The organism is Wolbachia endosymbiont (group B) of Eupithecia inturbata (assembly GCF_964030915.1).
Classification (GTDB): Bacteria; Pseudomonadota; Alphaproteobacteria; order Rickettsiales; family Anaplasmataceae; genus Wolbachia.
Window position 1 is genome coordinate 97,162 of record NZ_OZ034987.1, and the last position, 14,313, is coordinate 111,474.

The 14,313-nt window shown below is 34.7% G+C and carries 10 protein-coding genes and 2 pseudogenes; 6 read left to right on the forward strand and 6 right to left on the reverse strand.

Features of this window, described 5'->3' with window-relative positions; all coding sequences use genetic code 11:
• Positions 1 to 11: 11 nt before the first annotated feature.
• Complete coding sequence (locus ACQH21_RS00425; RefSeq protein ID WP_425384263.1) at positions 12 to 1,184, reverse strand: NADH-quinone oxidoreductase subunit D; 1,173 nt, start codon at positions 1,182 to 1,184, stop codon at positions 12 to 14.
• A gap of 264 nt (positions 1,185 to 1,448) precedes the next feature.
• On the opposite strand from ACQH21_RS00425, the gene ACQH21_RS00430 reads away from it, so the two are divergent.
• The 6 genes from ACQH21_RS00430 to ACQH21_RS00455 all read left to right on the forward strand — a co-directional run bounded on the left by ACQH21_RS00430 (position 1,449) and on the right by ACQH21_RS00455 (position 10,327).
• Positions 1,449 to 1,970 carry a cytochrome b gene (locus ACQH21_RS00430; RefSeq protein WP_213863969.1) on the forward strand — a complete coding sequence of 174 codons (522 nt, stop codon included), beginning with the start codon at positions 1,449 to 1,451 and terminating at the stop codon, positions 1,968 to 1,970.
• Positions 1,971 to 1,975: 5 nt separating this feature from the next.
• Positions 1,976 to 2,971, forward strand: coding sequence for an NAD(P)H-dependent flavin oxidoreductase (locus ACQH21_RS00435; RefSeq protein WP_007302056.1), 996 nt, complete (start codon positions 1,976 to 1,978; stop codon positions 2,969 to 2,971).
• A gap of 132 nt (positions 2,972 to 3,103) precedes the next feature.
• Positions 3,104 to 4,573, forward strand: a complete 1,470-nt coding sequence (locus tag ACQH21_RS00440; protein ID WP_425384264.1) for a DUF350 domain-containing protein — start codon at positions 3,104 to 3,106, stop codon at positions 4,571 to 4,573.
• Between the two features lie 104 nt (positions 4,574 to 4,677).
• The gene (locus ACQH21_RS00445; RefSeq protein ID WP_010402638.1) at positions 4,678 to 5,043 is read left to right on the forward strand and encodes a hypothetical protein; all 366 of its coding nucleotides are present in this window, start codon (positions 4,678 to 4,680) and stop codon (positions 5,041 to 5,043) included.
• A gap of 54 nt (positions 5,044 to 5,097) precedes the next feature.
• Positions 5,098 to 7,452 (forward strand): type VI secretion protein, encoded by a 2,355-nt coding sequence (locus ACQH21_RS00450; RefSeq protein ID WP_425384265.1) that lies wholly within the window; start codon positions 5,098 to 5,100, stop codon positions 7,450 to 7,452.
• On the forward strand, positions 7,433 to 10,327 hold the full coding sequence (locus ACQH21_RS00455; protein WP_425384266.1) for a hypothetical protein: 2,895 nt from the start codon (positions 7,433 to 7,435) through the stop codon (positions 10,325 to 10,327). Before ACQH21_RS00450 ends, ACQH21_RS00455 begins: the two co-directional genes overlap by 20 nt.
• Before the next feature lie 87 nt (positions 10,328 to 10,414).
• On the opposite strand, the pseudogene ACQH21_RS00460 reads toward ACQH21_RS00455, so the two are convergent.
• From ACQH21_RS00460 to ACQH21_RS00480, 5 genes and pseudogenes are all read right to left on the reverse strand, one after another.
• A pseudogene (locus tag ACQH21_RS00460) lies at positions 10,415 to 11,645 on the reverse strand (IS256 family transposase).
• Positions 11,646 to 11,721: 76 nt separating this feature from the next.
• A pseudogene (locus ACQH21_RS00465) lies at positions 11,722 to 13,350 on the reverse strand (phage tail tape measure protein); the annotation flags it as partial.
• Positions 13,351 to 13,459: 109 nt separating this feature from the next.
• Entirely contained in the window at positions 13,460 to 13,717 is a 258-nt protein-coding gene (locus ACQH21_RS00470; RefSeq protein ID WP_425384267.1) for a phage tail assembly protein, read from the reverse strand.
• Positions 13,718 to 13,800: 83 nt separating this feature from the next.
• Positions 13,801 to 14,082: a type II toxin-antitoxin system RelE family toxin gene (locus tag ACQH21_RS00475; RefSeq protein ID WP_010082215.1), complete on the reverse strand. Its 282-nt coding sequence runs from the start codon at positions 14,080 to 14,082 to the stop codon at positions 13,801 to 13,803.
• Entirely contained in the window at positions 14,066 to 14,266 is a 201-nt protein-coding gene (locus tag ACQH21_RS00480) for a hypothetical protein (RefSeq protein WP_007303020.1), read from the reverse strand. The genes ACQH21_RS00475 and ACQH21_RS00480 overlap by 17 nt, the downstream gene beginning before the upstream one ends.
• Between the last annotated feature and the right edge of the window lie 47 nt (positions 14,267 to 14,313).

Here is a 14,313-nt window from a genome sequence, read left to right on the forward strand (position 1 = left end):
TTTTAAAATAATTACCTATCAATCTCACCAAAGACTATATCGAGTGAACCGATAATTGCTGCAATATCAGCAAGCATATGTCCTTTTGCCATGAAATCTAAGGCCTGTAAATGTGCAAAGCCAGGTGCTCTTATTCGACATCTATAAGGTCTATTGGTACCGTCTGAAACTATATATACTCCAAATTCGCCTTTTGGCGCTTCAACAGCCACATAAGCCTCACCTTCTGGCACATGATATCCTTCTGAGTAAAGCTTAAAATGATGAATCATAGCTTCCATGGATTCTTTCATTTCTGCTCTTGGCGGTGGAGAAATTTTTCTATCTTCAGTTTTTATTGGCCCTTCAGGCATCTTCTCTATGCATTGCTTCACCAAGCTGATAGATTGTCTGATCTCCGCCATTCTTAATAAATAACGGTCATAACAGTCACCATTTTGGCCAATTGGTATATCGAAATCTAATTGGTCATATATCTCATATGGCTGGCTTTTTCGCAGATCCCAAGCAAGCCCAGCAGCACGGAGCATTGGTCCACTAAAGCCCCAATCAAGCGCCTGTTTTATTGATATTTCACTAATTCCCACAGTGCGTTGCTTCCATATCCTATTTTCCGTTAAAAGTTCATTAACATCATCTATATACTTTGGAAATTGCTCTATAAATTTTGCAATATCTTCAATCAAACCTTCTGGGATATCTGCTGCAAGTCCACCTGGCCTTATATAAGCTGCGTGAAATCTTGCACCTGAGGCCCTTTCATAGAACTCGAGTATTTTTTCTCTCTCTTCAAAGAGCCATAAAAGAGGAGTCATCGCCCCAACATCAAGTGCTTGGGAAGAGATATTTAGTAAATGATTTAGTATTCTTGTCAGCTCACAAAATAGAACACGCAAATATTTTGCCCTAATCGGAACTTCGCACTGCAATAATTTCTCTACACATAACGAATATGCATGCTCTTGTGACATTGGTGACACATAATCAAGGCGGTCAAAGTAAGGCAGAGCTTGAAGATACGTTTTATGTTCTATTAACTTCTCAGTGCCGCGATGCAAAAGTCCAATGTGGGGATCTGCCCTCTCGATCACTTCACCATCCATCTCTAAAACAAGACGTAACACCCCGTGTGCAGCTGGGTGCTGAGGGCCAAAGTTTAGCATCATTGTCTTTAGATCAGGCATGCTTGGTAGCTTAAGGTATTGGAATTGTATAGGGTAAAATGTGCTTAAAGTCAATAGGCTTCTTGTACAAGCTATAACTCATCGTTACAATAGAAAAACTCTCAAAAACTTCACCACTTCTTCATAATCTGATAGACAATGTTTATGTGTCACATACAATTATTGCACTTATGTTGATCAAGGCAGCGAAATTATGTATAGATAATTTTGATTGAGAAATAGTTTTTCTACTATATAAATTCTACTTTAGAGTAATCAAAATTAATGAAAGACAATAAATATAGTTTAGGTTTAAGGATCATTCATTGGTTAATGTCTGCTTTTATTATTGGCATGCTTTGTTCTGGGCTGTACATGAAAAGTTTGCCGATTAGCAGTGAAATTAAATTCAGCATATACGCTGTTCATAAGGCTTGTGGTATCACCGTTCTTGGATTAATTATAGTACGTATATTTTTTCGCGTCTTTACTTATGTTCCGCCATTACCAGCCAATTTTTCTCGATTTGTAATCAATGCGAGCAAAACGATACACTTTGGTTTATATGCTTTGATGGTGCTAATGCCACTATCTGGTTATGTCATGTCTTCTGCTTCTAGCAAAGAGATCAAATATTTTTTCCATATCCCTTTATTAATTAACCATAATGAAGATCTAGCTAGTGCAGCTAATCAGTTACACTCGATACTTGCATATTTTATGATACTCTTTATAGCCTTGCATATAATTGGTGCTTTAAAACACACATTTATAGATAAACAAAACATTTTTAAACGTATGATATAGGTTATATGTTAAGTAGCCTCTGGAAAAAAGGAACAAATTTTCTCGGTAGTGAGTTTGCCATAATGGGTGGAGCTATGAGCTGGGTTTCAGAGAGAAATTTGGTTTCAGCAATCTCAAATGCTGGTGGATTTGGCGTGATTGCTTGCGGTGCAATGTTTCCAGACTTACTGAAAAAAGAAATCATAGAGACACAGAAATTAACTAACAAACCATTTGGTGTAAATCTAATTACTATGCACCCAAAGTTGAGTGAGTTGATAGATGTGTGCATTGAAACGAAAGTAAGCCATATAGTGCTTGCCGGTGGACTACCAACGAAGCCTAATATAGAAAAAATCAAGAGTGCGGGCATTGAAGTTATGTGTTTTGCACCAGCATTAAGCCTCGCGAAAAGGTTAGTAAAAATGGGAGTAGATGCGTTAATAATAGAAGGTATGGAAGCAGGAGGACATATCGGTCCTGTTAGCACTTCTGTTCTCGCACAAGAGATATTACCTCATTTTAAAAATGAGAAAACACCGGTGTTTGTTGCAGGTGGAATAGGAAGAGGCGAAATGATAGTGAACTACCTAGAAATGGGAGCAAGTGGCTGTCAAATAGGTACATTATTTGTCTGCACGAATGAGTCAATCGCTCACAAAAATTTTAAAGAAGTATTCATCAAATCAGCTGCGCGTAATGCTGTATCTTCTGTGCAGATTAGTGCTGATTTCCCTGTAATTCCAGTAAGGGCTATAGTTAACAAAGCAAGTGACGATTTTATGGAGCATCAAAGAGACATTATTGATAAATATCAAAATGGAGAAATCTCAAAAGAAAATGGGCAGCTTGAAATAGAAAAGTTCTGGGCTGGAGCCTTAAGAAGGGCAGTAATTGATGGAGATGTTGAAACAGGATCTTTAATGGCCGGTCAAAGTGTTGGCATGGTTGATAGAGAAAAGCCTGTAAAAGAAGTGATAGATATGTTAGTTCAACAGGCAAGCAATTATGTTGAAATGTAAAATCAGTAATCAGCAAAGAAAATAGTTAGCAAATTGCTATAATCATCCGCAATAAGGCATAACTGCCCAGTTTTAATGTAAAATTAACGCTAAAGAGGTATTCATACATTTTATTTATATGAGAGGAATGTTATGTTTGATTCATCATATGAGAAAAGAGTGCTATTTGATAGCGCAGTAGGAAACAATACTTACTCATCTACTAGCGATCCTATCAGAAGTTCACAAATCTCAGATAAGAGAAAGGAGAAAACAGGGAATTCTTCAGCATCAAAAACGAAAGAGTTGCACGAAATTATACACAAAAAGGTCACAAAAAAAAGACATAATCATGAAAATCTAAAAAAGGGAGATGGAACTATCGCAAAATGCATAGAGTTGTTCAACAAAGGAGCTGATCCGAACATATTAATTAAATTAGAAAAATTACTGAGAGAGCAAGAAAAATATTATAATTATTACACCGAGAAATTTCTTCCAGCATTGGAAAAAGAAGTGATAGAGTCAGAGGAATTAATGAAACCTTCAGTACTTAACAATAAAGAAAAATCATCACAAAGATCACCAACAAGAAGAGGAAAAATATTAGGAATAATTTTAGAGATTACAGGGATTACTAATAAAAGTAGTGACAAAAATCATTCTAGTAGCACTATTCAAAATCAAAAAAGTCGTAAAAACAATCAAACAGATAGGCAAGATAATGCTATGGGATTATTTAAGAAAAAAAGTTTTCCTGCTGAAGTTCCAAATTCTACAAGTTCGGACATGACTCCTCAGGAAGAGGATTCTGCAGGCAAGGGTGTAAGTGGAATAGGAATCTCTGGAACATATAATTCCTTGAGAAGTTTAGATAGTTATGATGCTTCAACAATTCTTACATCAAAACAATCGCAAGCAAGAAAGAAGATCACACAATCACAATTGAATAGTCAATCTGATCTTTCGATTGATAGTAAAGATTTAAAAAATGAAAAGCCTAATATAACTGTGAATGCTGTAGAAGTGCCAAGTGGTGCAAATACTTCTAAACTCAGTAGTAGTAGTGATTTAGATAGTCGAATAAATTCATCTAGCTTGGCATCAAGTAGCAGAAGGAACAGCTTAACTTCAGTAACAAGCATTTCATCTGAGGAAAGTGTACACTTAAAATTAAACCCTGCTGAGGAAGATAATAGTTTGCAACTAGAAGATGAAGGAAAAACAAAATTAGCACATCCGAACAAAACAAGGCCCAAAGGCCCAAGCGGAAGAAGATCCCCTTCTAAACATTATAAGAAGACTGAAGAAGGGCCTCATTGTGTGATCTCAGTGACAGGCAGTAAGGTAAAAGATACAATGCAATCCAATAATTATGAAAATAATAGTAAAATCAAAAACAAAAATCTTCACGTCGCACTTGTAACAAGTTCTGCTCTCTTAGCAATAGGGTGCATTGTTGCAGGAGCAATGACATCAGGATTAGTAGGAGCAGGACTGTTTGTGGTGGCTGCAGTGTTTGCTACAGCTGCTGCTGCTGAATTGTGTTCAAATATTCTGTCAAGTAAATTGATATCCATTAGTGTGAGTCCTCTTGTTGATAATAAAGGGCTAACACAGTGATAAAAGTTAAATATGAGTTACTTATGGTGAGCAAGTGAATTCGGTTCTTGCCTATTGATGTAAAAATTGTTACAGTTAAGGAGTATCTTAAAGGTATTTAGCTGATGCGTATTCAATTGGGTAGAGTTTTTGCTATTGTAGCCCTGTTAAGTTTTATCTTCATGTCATGTTCTAGCAAAGCAAGTGATGAATTGAAAAATATACCAGGAACGTTGAAAGAACTTATTTCTTCATTTTCAGTTAAAGATACTATGGAAAATATGAATCCTTCAACAATTATAGGGTTATGTATAGCTACAGTGATACTTGCAGTAGTGTTCAGAGGTCTAATTTTCTTCATGATACTGTTTGGTGTACTGATCATGATGTTTGGGAGTACAGAAAAAGCAACAGATTACTTGAAAGAAAAATTCAACTTTGCAAAAGATATAAAATTACAGCCCGACAGCGAAAAAAAAGATAAAAATTAAGATAGTATTTTTATGTTTTTTAATTATCTTTTTATTGAATACACATAATGTTGTATGCAACCAAAAGTACCGGCCACTAGCTCTAATTCTGAAAAAAAGAACAATTTAGCGTTACTAGAAAGTATTAATTTAGATTTTATCCCTTATGCTTGCCACTACGATGAAGAAACTATACTAACAAAACAGGGGGAATTGTTAAAAATAATCAAGTTAGAAGACTATTCTTCAGTTGATAACTATGGTGATCTTAGAACTGAAATTAGAAAAAGTATATCAAAAAATATCCAGAGTTTATATTTTACAGTTTGGATTCACACTGTCCGTAAGCGCAATAAACTGAGCTTACAGTGGAATAAAACTGCAGACTTTTCCGATCAGCTACACTCAACGTGGTTTAATAAACTAGTTGATAGTAAACTACAGTATATAAATGAGTTATACATTGTGGTGTTACTTAGTGATTTTGGCAAACATATTAATAATGCATTTTTTTTTGGCAGGATAAAGAATAGGCACAAGTTATTTTTACAAAAAAATCATCAAGAATTACAAAAAATAACTGACCTGATTCAAAAAGATTTAGAACCTTTTGGAGCTAAAAAACTGAGCCTTAGGTCTAGTGAAGGCAAAATATATTCTCAAATGATGGAATTTCTCCATTACATTATTACATTAACGCACAAAGATTATCCAATATGTGAAAGGGATCTATCGCAGCATGTGAAAAACCTAAAAGTAGCTTTTGGTTTCAATAAATTTCAAACATCGTTTGAAGGTCAACAGAAGTTTGGTTCTATTTTTTGCATAAAGGAATATCGAGAAATCCCCTTAGAAAATATAGATAGGTGTTTGCAACTTGACTCTGAGCTTATCATCACAGAAATAATAATATTTACTAGTAATAATAAAGCAGTAAAAGAATTCAAAAAACAAATTAATATACTGCAAATCAGTGAGGACAATACCTTACTTCAAAACTCAGGAATAAATGAAATAATAGAGCTTGAAAAAATTTCTGCTATGGATTTTTGTCAACAGAAAATTATTGTTACAATCTTTGCAGATGATAAGAATAGGTTAGCTAAAAATATCAGCGATTTATCCTCTGTAATGTCGTTAATCGGGTTGATGATGTTTAGAACTGATCTGCACATGGAAAATCATTTTTGGGCACAGCTTCCTGGAAACTTTGCTTTTGTTACACAACCAAAAAATATATTAGAAAAATATGCTTGCAGCTTTGCTATGTTGCATGATTTTACATCAGGTACGTTAAAAGGAGGAAGATGGAAAGAAGCAGTAACAGTTTTTTTTTCAAAAAAAGGCAGTCCTTACTTTTTTAACTTTCATGGAAAGAAAAATAATGGTCATACCACAATACTTGGAGCTCCAAATTCAGGTAGAACCTCACTGATCAATTTCTTACTTTCGGAATCAAGAAAATTTAACCCTAGGATTGTTATATTGGATAATACTGGAAAATCAATAATATTTACTAAAGCAGTAAGCGGCCAATATTACATAATTGATCCAAAATATAAAGATAAAAGTCTAAAATTTAACCCACTGAACATTGAAGATAGTGCTTCTAATCGCAATATGCTTGTTGAATTGATCAAAAGGATGGTTGCAGATGCAAGTTTGGTAGACGTAGAAGAAAAGACAAAAAAAATTGTAGATTCTATATTTGCTATACCAAGAGAATCGCGATCTATTTCTCAAATTTCTGAAGTGCTTTTACTTCTTGGAGGCAAAATAAGTAAATGGTGTGGTGAAGGTGAATTTGCTTACTTATTCCAAGATGGTGATGAGTCAGATATTGACTGGGGAACAAAAACTATATCCCTCAATACTGCAAATCTCACTAAGCAAAAAGAATGTATGTCCGTGATACTTTACTATTTCTTATACTCTTTCGAAGCAAAATGTGATGGCTCACCTGCAATACTTGTTTTGGATGAAGCATGGGAGATAAGTAATATTTTTCCTACAGAGGGAGAGTTTGACGACTGGATGCAAAGAATGACAAAGTTAAATGTTGTAGTAATTCTAAGTACTGAAAACTTAAACCTAGCATTTGCTAGCAAGTTTACTCAATATTTAGATAAGCATGTCGATACGAGAATCCTGATGCCGAACATAAATGCAAACAGGTTATACATGAAAGCATTTTCTCTGTCGAAAGAGGAACTGAATGTCATTTTGCAAACACCAACACAGGAAGGTTTATTTTTGATAAAGCAATACAAAGGTTTAGTAACTTTAAATCTAGATTTGAAGAATATGAAAGAAATACATGTACTTTCAGCTAATAAAGAGACTATAAAGTATATGTATGAAGCAATAAAGGAAAAAGGCGAAAAAGTGAGTAAGTGGTTACCGGCGTTCTATGAAAAATGTAAAGCTTAATTTTTTATTGATATTCTCCTTGATATTTTGTCTTTCTTATCAAGGATATGCTGATTGTCCGTATTTTGTAAAGAGCAATACTGAACTTGAGGTTGTAGGAAATAAAACAGGAAAAGGTATTGCAAATTTTTTTAAAGGCAAGTGGAGCGATTTAGACTTTGACAAAAAATTATTGCAATTTATTAAAGTTACAGCAGTAAATAATCAGGGACCAGAAGGTTACTTCGATCCAAAGATTAAGGTCTGCAATTACGAAGGGAACGACAACTGTTATATATTATCCAGTGGAACATCTTGCCACAAAATATATGGCACACAAGCCACAGGTGCTGGAGTTTCTGCAGCAGCTTTTATCGATTGGGAAGGAGATAAAATGTTAGCTGATGGAACAATTAAGACAGATAACAGTAAAGAAATCAAAGAAGGAATTGCGAAACGCCTTGAATGGGAATGGGCAGATGGTGTTACTGATGAAGAAAAAGTAAAATTTGTTAATGCCCCTAAAATATGCGCTTGTAGTCAAAAGGGGGCTTGTATGTCAGGAATTTCTTCATGGGGCTCTAGAGTATTTTCAGGGGAAAATATTTTCCGTCCAGGGAATATGGAAAATGTTTGCGATACCTGCTATCAAACCAAAGTACAATGTGTGCCTGTACCACTTGCACCTGGCCCACCTCCATTTTGTGAACAACTTGCGATGTCACCACCACAAGTTAGAATTGTTCCTATAACAAATGAAGAAAATGATTATTTCCATCCAAGAGTTGGAGTCATTATTGGTGAGCTGAAAGAAAGAAGGGAGCTACCTTTTCCGCGCGGTTTTTCAAATAGTGAGAATACTCCAATTTATCCATTTACTATTAAAGATACTATCCATTATCTCAAAACCTATAGAAAAAAAGGTCAGCTCTGTGCTGAATACTATGGTACTGAGGAAGAAGAGTCCGAAAGAAAATTACAATTTCCTGCTCGCTGCTTCCCAGCGCCACCTGCTCCAAAGATTGAAGAAGTGAGCATACCAAAGCCTAATGAGGGTAAAGGCGAAAATACGCTAAAAGTAAAAATGAAGATGAGTGAGAACGTTTGTACTTATGACGCACGTGGAACTCACAGTAATGGCATCTGTACTTTTTATGTTAATAAAAATTCTCCTACATATGTTGGCCATCTACCTTTAAAAGTAGTAAAGCCAGCAATAGTGGCAAAAACAACTGATAGCAGTAACAGTAAAAGCGACATCGATAGCGTAATAGAAGGTATATTAAAAAATAATTCGCAATTTGAAGTTCTAGAAAAATATGGGTATGTTCCCGATATCGAAGCAGAATGTAAAGAGCTTCAGAATGGTAAGTGCAAACTAGATGGCTCAGGATATCCAAAAGTAGAAATAAAATATAAAGAAAATCCTAAAAGTAAAATGCTATGCCTTTCTGGGTGGCAACCAGAACCAGAGGAGTTTGTTCTTAAAAAAGAAAGTAAGCTAATATCGCTAAAATCAATGGGGGCAAGATACAATAAATACAATACTGTTTATTCAAAGGAGTCTGATCAGCTTTATTATTTTCCCTGTAACGAAACAATTGAGGTTTTAGCAAAGCCACAAGATGCACTGAATGAAATAATATTTAATAAAAAAGGATATATTTCCATTCCTGCTGAAAATAAGTCTAGAGATAACTGCATGGCAAAAGAGGATAAAGAGGTAGATACAAAACAAAATTGTGACAAATGCAAAATAGTATATGAGTTAACAGATGGAAAGTATGAAGAAAAAAACTGTAATCACGGTGATGATGGTTGCCTCTGCTTTGATGGAGTATGTAGTCGCTCAACACAGTATGTAGATAAGAATGATAAACTATTTTACTTAAGATATGAGGAAGTGGATTGCAAGGATAAGGATGGTAAAACAGTAAAAAACGAGAAAGGTGAAATACAAAAGTGCACACAATTAAAAAATCAACCGATTAAAGCAAATAGAACAGAAGTCTTTTATGCTGATACATTGTGTAGGTTCGATTTAGAGGGTTTAAAAAAGAGATTACGTGAAATAATAATAGCACAATTGAAACATAAGAAGCAGATTATTGAAAACAGGGATCAAAAACTTTATGAGCTTGGAGATGGCTATACAGATGATCTGTCAATGTATGATTACGTTGAAATAGAAGCATGGGGAGGTGGTGAAGCTGGTCATATAGCTGATAAAGCTCAGTCTACTGTAAGTAGACTAGGAATGCCAGGTGATTACATTAAAGCTAAACTAAAAATCAACCCCAATTATCCCTATATTAAAGTAAAAGTGACAGAAGGAGGTGGTGGACAAGAAGATGATGAATCTAACAAGGATGGGGGACCAACTTTAATAAAAATGTGCAGAGACTCTTCAGAAACAATTTGTAAAGATTTAATTACTGTTGCAGGCGGAGGTACATACAGAACCTATGGGGGAAAGAATTACAAAGATACAATAATTCATGAACAAAGTTTAAAATTAAAAGAAGAAATTAAGAAAGGGGACAAGCTAAACTCTAGTAAAGATAATAAAATAGCATATATAGAAAATGGTGAGATTGGGTATAAAGATGTAACAAAATGTAGTAAAAACTACGTGAATAAAACATATGGTGCTGGTGGTTGTATCAACGAAAGCAGCAAAAGTTATAGCAAGGGCGCTCCTGGTTACGCAAACATTAAACCTATATTTGAGGAAATTAATGAAAAAAGAGTAAAAAAAATAGATGATGCTATTGAAAAAATGATACAAAATCCAGATGATATCACAGGTATTGATGATTCCTTAATAAATAAACTTGATCAAAAGATTATTGATACAATTAAAGAAGAAATTAGAAAAGAATTGTTAGGATTATAGTCAAAGGACCCTGATGGTTGCAAATGGGGTAAAGTTGAATTTACATCACTGAGGGGAATGTTCAAAAAAGTGTGTCAAAGCGAATTTTTAGTTCAACTCAATTTTTAACCTATCAGGAAAAAAGATATCAAGTTGAGATATAGTTAGAGCCCAATTAGGCAAAGCCATAGCCCATTTTTGCTCTATCTTTTTTATAGCACAATATACCAATTTGTACAAGGCATTTGTACTGGTAAATGAACCTTTGGTTTTAGTAAATTTTCTGATTTGTCTGTGCAACCCCTCAATTGGATTGGTGGTATAAATTAGCCTTCTAACAGGGCCAGAATACTTAAAATAACTAGACAAATTTTCCCAATTGTTTTGCCACGATTTTATGACTAAAGGATATTTTTCACCCCATTTTTCCTCCAGTTCAAGTAAATAATTTTCGGCGATTTCTCTACTTGTAGCACGGTATATTTTTTTCAAATCATTCATAAAAACTTTTATATCTTTGCTGGATACGTATTTTAGTGAATTTCTTATTTGGTGCACAATGCATAACTGTACCTCAGCATTGGGAAATACGCTATTTATAGCTGTAGGGAAGCTTTTCAGACCGTCAACACAAGCTATCAAAATGTCTTCTACTCCTCTCTCTTTTAAGTCATTTAATACGCCTAGCCAGAAGTTAGCTCCCTCACTTTCTGCTAAGTAAAAACCCAGTACTTCTTTTCTGCCATTTTGGTCTATTCCTAATATATTGTACATGCATTTACTTATGCAATGTCCATTCTCTTTGACCTTAAAAAACATCCCATCCATAAATACTATCGGGTATACTGATTGTAGGGGACGACTCCTCCATTCATTGATTATAGGCAGTAATTTATCTGTAATTCCAGATATCTCTGCTGCAGATATTTTATGGTCATAGATTTCTTCCACATAGGATGCTATATCCCTGTATCCCACACCGCTTGCAAACATGTTCAAGACCTTTGTTTCAAGTTCTGGATGTAAGCTTGTTTGCCTTTTTTTCACTATCTGTGGTTCGAAACTTCCCTCTCTATCTCTTGGTGTCAATAGTTCAAATACTCGTCTTCAAAGTTTTGCCATTCTTTCCGTTTCTTCGATTCTTTTCTTCTCTTTCATTGGATAAATGATGCTCTATTTCACCTTCTAGACTTGCTTCCAGCAGCCTTTTTACAAATGGTGTTAATGCTCCATCTCTCCCCATCAATGGTTTACCTTCCCTTATTGATGACAGTATATTTGCTTCCAGCTCTTTGTAATCTACCAGGCCAGTCGTTCCATTTTCTATTTTGTAACTCATATATCAAACCTCTATTTTTTGTTTCTATTTTATTTTTATTTCTCGGTTTGACACACTTTTTTGAACATTCCCTAAAAATCGTACTTCCTAGCAATGTAAATCCGTATCCTAGTCCTACTGCTACAATTTTTAAACTTATCAAGGCTGCTACAGTACCCATGATCGCCGTGGTTAAAGTTGGATATTTTTCTGCAAACTCTGCTATATATCTAGTTTTTTCTTGTAAAAATTCAGCTATAGATTTTAAAGTAGGCAACATCACTGAGCCCAGGTTCATACCAACTTCAGCTATTGCATTTCGAAGAAGTCGTAATTTATTAGCTGTAGTGTCTGCACGATTTTTGAATTCTTCTTGTAGAGAGCTCTTGTACTTTTCTGTATTAGCCAATAACTTTATTGCATCCTCATACTTATTAAAACTTCCAGCTAATAATGCAATATCATCTTGATATTCCTGACCGAAAAGTTTCATAAGGATTGTAGAACGTTCCTGGTTATCCATTTTCTTTAGAGTTTGAAAAAAATAGAGTAATGCTTCTTCGCCGTTTTCGCTTATTCTTTGTACTATTTCTTCTGCAGTTATTCCCATTTGCTCTAATGCTGCTTTAAAATCCCCTCCTTGTTCTTCAGCAGTCTGAAGTTTACTAAGTAGAGCATTTATAGCAGTTGCAGCTTTTGCTGGTTGTTTACCTAAACTAACGAAGGCATTTACTAAACTACTTGTTTCCTTGATGTCAAGACCAAATTGTTTTGCAGTACCACCAACTATTGCTAGAGCTTCAACCATATCTTTTGCTTTGGCAGCAGTGTTATCTGATAAGTGATTGATTACATTACCAACGTATTCCATTTTACTAACATCAATTCCATAAACGTTAGAGAGTTTAGCTATAGAATCACCTGCTTGCTCTGCAGACATATCAAATGCTGTAGACATTTTTGCCACTGTTTCTGTAAACATAAAAAGATCTTCTTTCTTGATACCAAGTTGACCACCACTTGCAGCTATTTGTGCCAGTTCTGCGGCTGATAATGGTATAGTACGTGACATCTCTTTTAACTTCTTTGCAAATTTAGTTGCTTCATCCGTCCCTTTTTTAAAATCTACCACTTTTGTAACATCAGCCATAGCACTTTCAAAGTCAATTGCAACTTTAACTGGAGCTGCAAGCGTTAGCCCTAGCCCAATAGTCTCTATAATTTGTGACTTAAAATGTGCTTTGCTTGCTAAAAAACTTTGGTGACTACGTATTGCAGATCCAAGCTTACCATACTTACCTTTTAATACTTCAATAGAAGAGCCAAGTTTATGTTGGTCACTTACTAAGTACTTAATATTTCTTCCACTTTTTCTTACTTCTTCATTAAATGAATGCAAAGCATCTCTCTTTTTCAAATATGCTTCTTTTGCTTTTATTGCAGAGGTTTTGGCCTTGTCAAATTCTGCTTTTAAAGTTTTGCTCGGTTTCTCTATTGCCTTCATTTGTTTAGCTAAAGATTTTACTTGATCTTCAAAGCCTTTCCATGACCTCTTGCTAGTCAAAACATCATGACCTAACTGCTTAAACTTTGATACTGATTTTAAAGATGAGTCAAGCTTTCTTATATTCTCACCAAGATGAGTAAGTTGACTGCTACTTCCTTTTATTACAGTACTGAAACTGCCATCTAAAACTGCTCCGATTTTTATAGATAATGTTGACATTGTACCTTCCTCGCTGCTTTATGCCATAAGATAAATTCATTAATCTCCATATCAAGTATTTGTTCAACCCCGCCTCCTACAACAGAGCTGAACATTAATACTTCTAATCTCAAGTTTTTTGGATAATCGGTGAAAAAAAATCCTTTAATACCTCTTGAATTTTCACATAATCAGCAATATCTAACTCTTCAATTGCTTCTTTTGCAACTGATGTCAAATTGGCAGTCAAAGTTACTTCTTTACTAAGGTCACTACCATTTAAGCGTTCAATTGCAAGATAGTCTCTAACTTTTGGACGTCTAACAGTAAGTTCTAAGACAGAAATTCCATCAACTGTTATTGGGTTATTAAGTGTTATAGCTTGCATGTTCCTCCTTAAAAAGTTAATTAAATAAAAGTCTATATCGGCTTTTACATAACTAATTTCTTTGTATGGTGCTATAAATAGGATTAGCTTTGATAAGAATCTTTTCTGTGTTCAATTGAAGTAATAACTACTGTATGTTCTGGTACATCTATATAATAAAGTATACGATAGGTACTCACCCGTAGACTACGTTGCCCACTTAAGTTGTGCTTTAATGGCTTTCCAAGTCCAATTGGATCAACTGTTAGACGCTCCATTATTGCCTTCTTAATCATTAACTTTACTTTTGCTGGAAGAGCCGGAATGTCTTTCTTTATAACAGATTCTGAATAGTCTATATTGTAAGGCTTAATCCCAGAAGGCATCTTGATGTTTAACCCTCTTTTCTTTATAGCGTTCGTCAGCAATCTTAGATAATTCCATATCTTCGATTTCTTCTTCCATTAATTCAGTTAATAACTTTAAAACGGACTTGTCTTGAGATTGTGCTACACTAACAAGTAAACCAGTTAGCTGCTCTATGGAATTTGTATGAGCTTTAGAATCCATATTAACTATATACCTACAACTTCTTATATTTTAACATTTTTATGTAA

What these genes read in the sequence shown, in the direction of transcription:
- ACQH21_RS00425 (WP_425384263.1), bottom strand. Translation starts at nt 1,184, where the DNA reads ATGCCTGATCTAAAGACAATGATGCTAAACTTTGGCCCTCAGCACCCA.
- ACQH21_RS00430 (WP_213863969.1), top strand. Translation starts at nt 1,449, where the DNA reads ATGAAAGACAATAAATATAGTTTAGGTTTAAGGATCATTCATTGGTTA.
- ACQH21_RS00435 (WP_007302056.1), top strand. Translation starts at nt 1,976, where the DNA reads ATGTTAAGTAGCCTCTGGAAAAAAGGAACAAATTTTCTCGGTAGTGAG.
- ACQH21_RS00440 (WP_425384264.1), top strand. Translation starts at nt 3,104, where the DNA reads ATGTTTGATTCATCATATGAGAAAAGAGTGCTATTTGATAGCGCAGTA.
- ACQH21_RS00445 (WP_010402638.1), top strand. Translation starts at nt 4,678, where the DNA reads ATGCGTATTCAATTGGGTAGAGTTTTTGCTATTGTAGCCCTGTTAAGT.
- ACQH21_RS00450 (WP_425384265.1), top strand. Translation starts at nt 5,098, where the DNA reads ATGCAACCAAAAGTACCGGCCACTAGCTCTAATTCTGAAAAAAAGAAC.
- ACQH21_RS00455 (WP_425384266.1), top strand. Translation starts at nt 7,433, where the DNA reads ATGAAAAATGTAAAGCTTAATTTTTTATTGATATTCTCCTTGATATTT.
- ACQH21_RS00470 (WP_425384267.1), bottom strand. Translation starts at nt 13,717, where the DNA reads ATGCAAGCTATAACACTTAATAACCCAATAACAGTTGATGGAATTTCT.
- ACQH21_RS00475 (WP_010082215.1), bottom strand. Translation starts at nt 14,082, where the DNA reads ATGCCTTCTGGGATTAAGCCTTACAATATAGACTATTCAGAATCTGTT.
- ACQH21_RS00480 (WP_007303020.1), bottom strand. Translation starts at nt 14,266, where the DNA reads ATGGATTCTAAAGCTCATACAAATTCCATAGAGCAGCTAACTGGTTTA.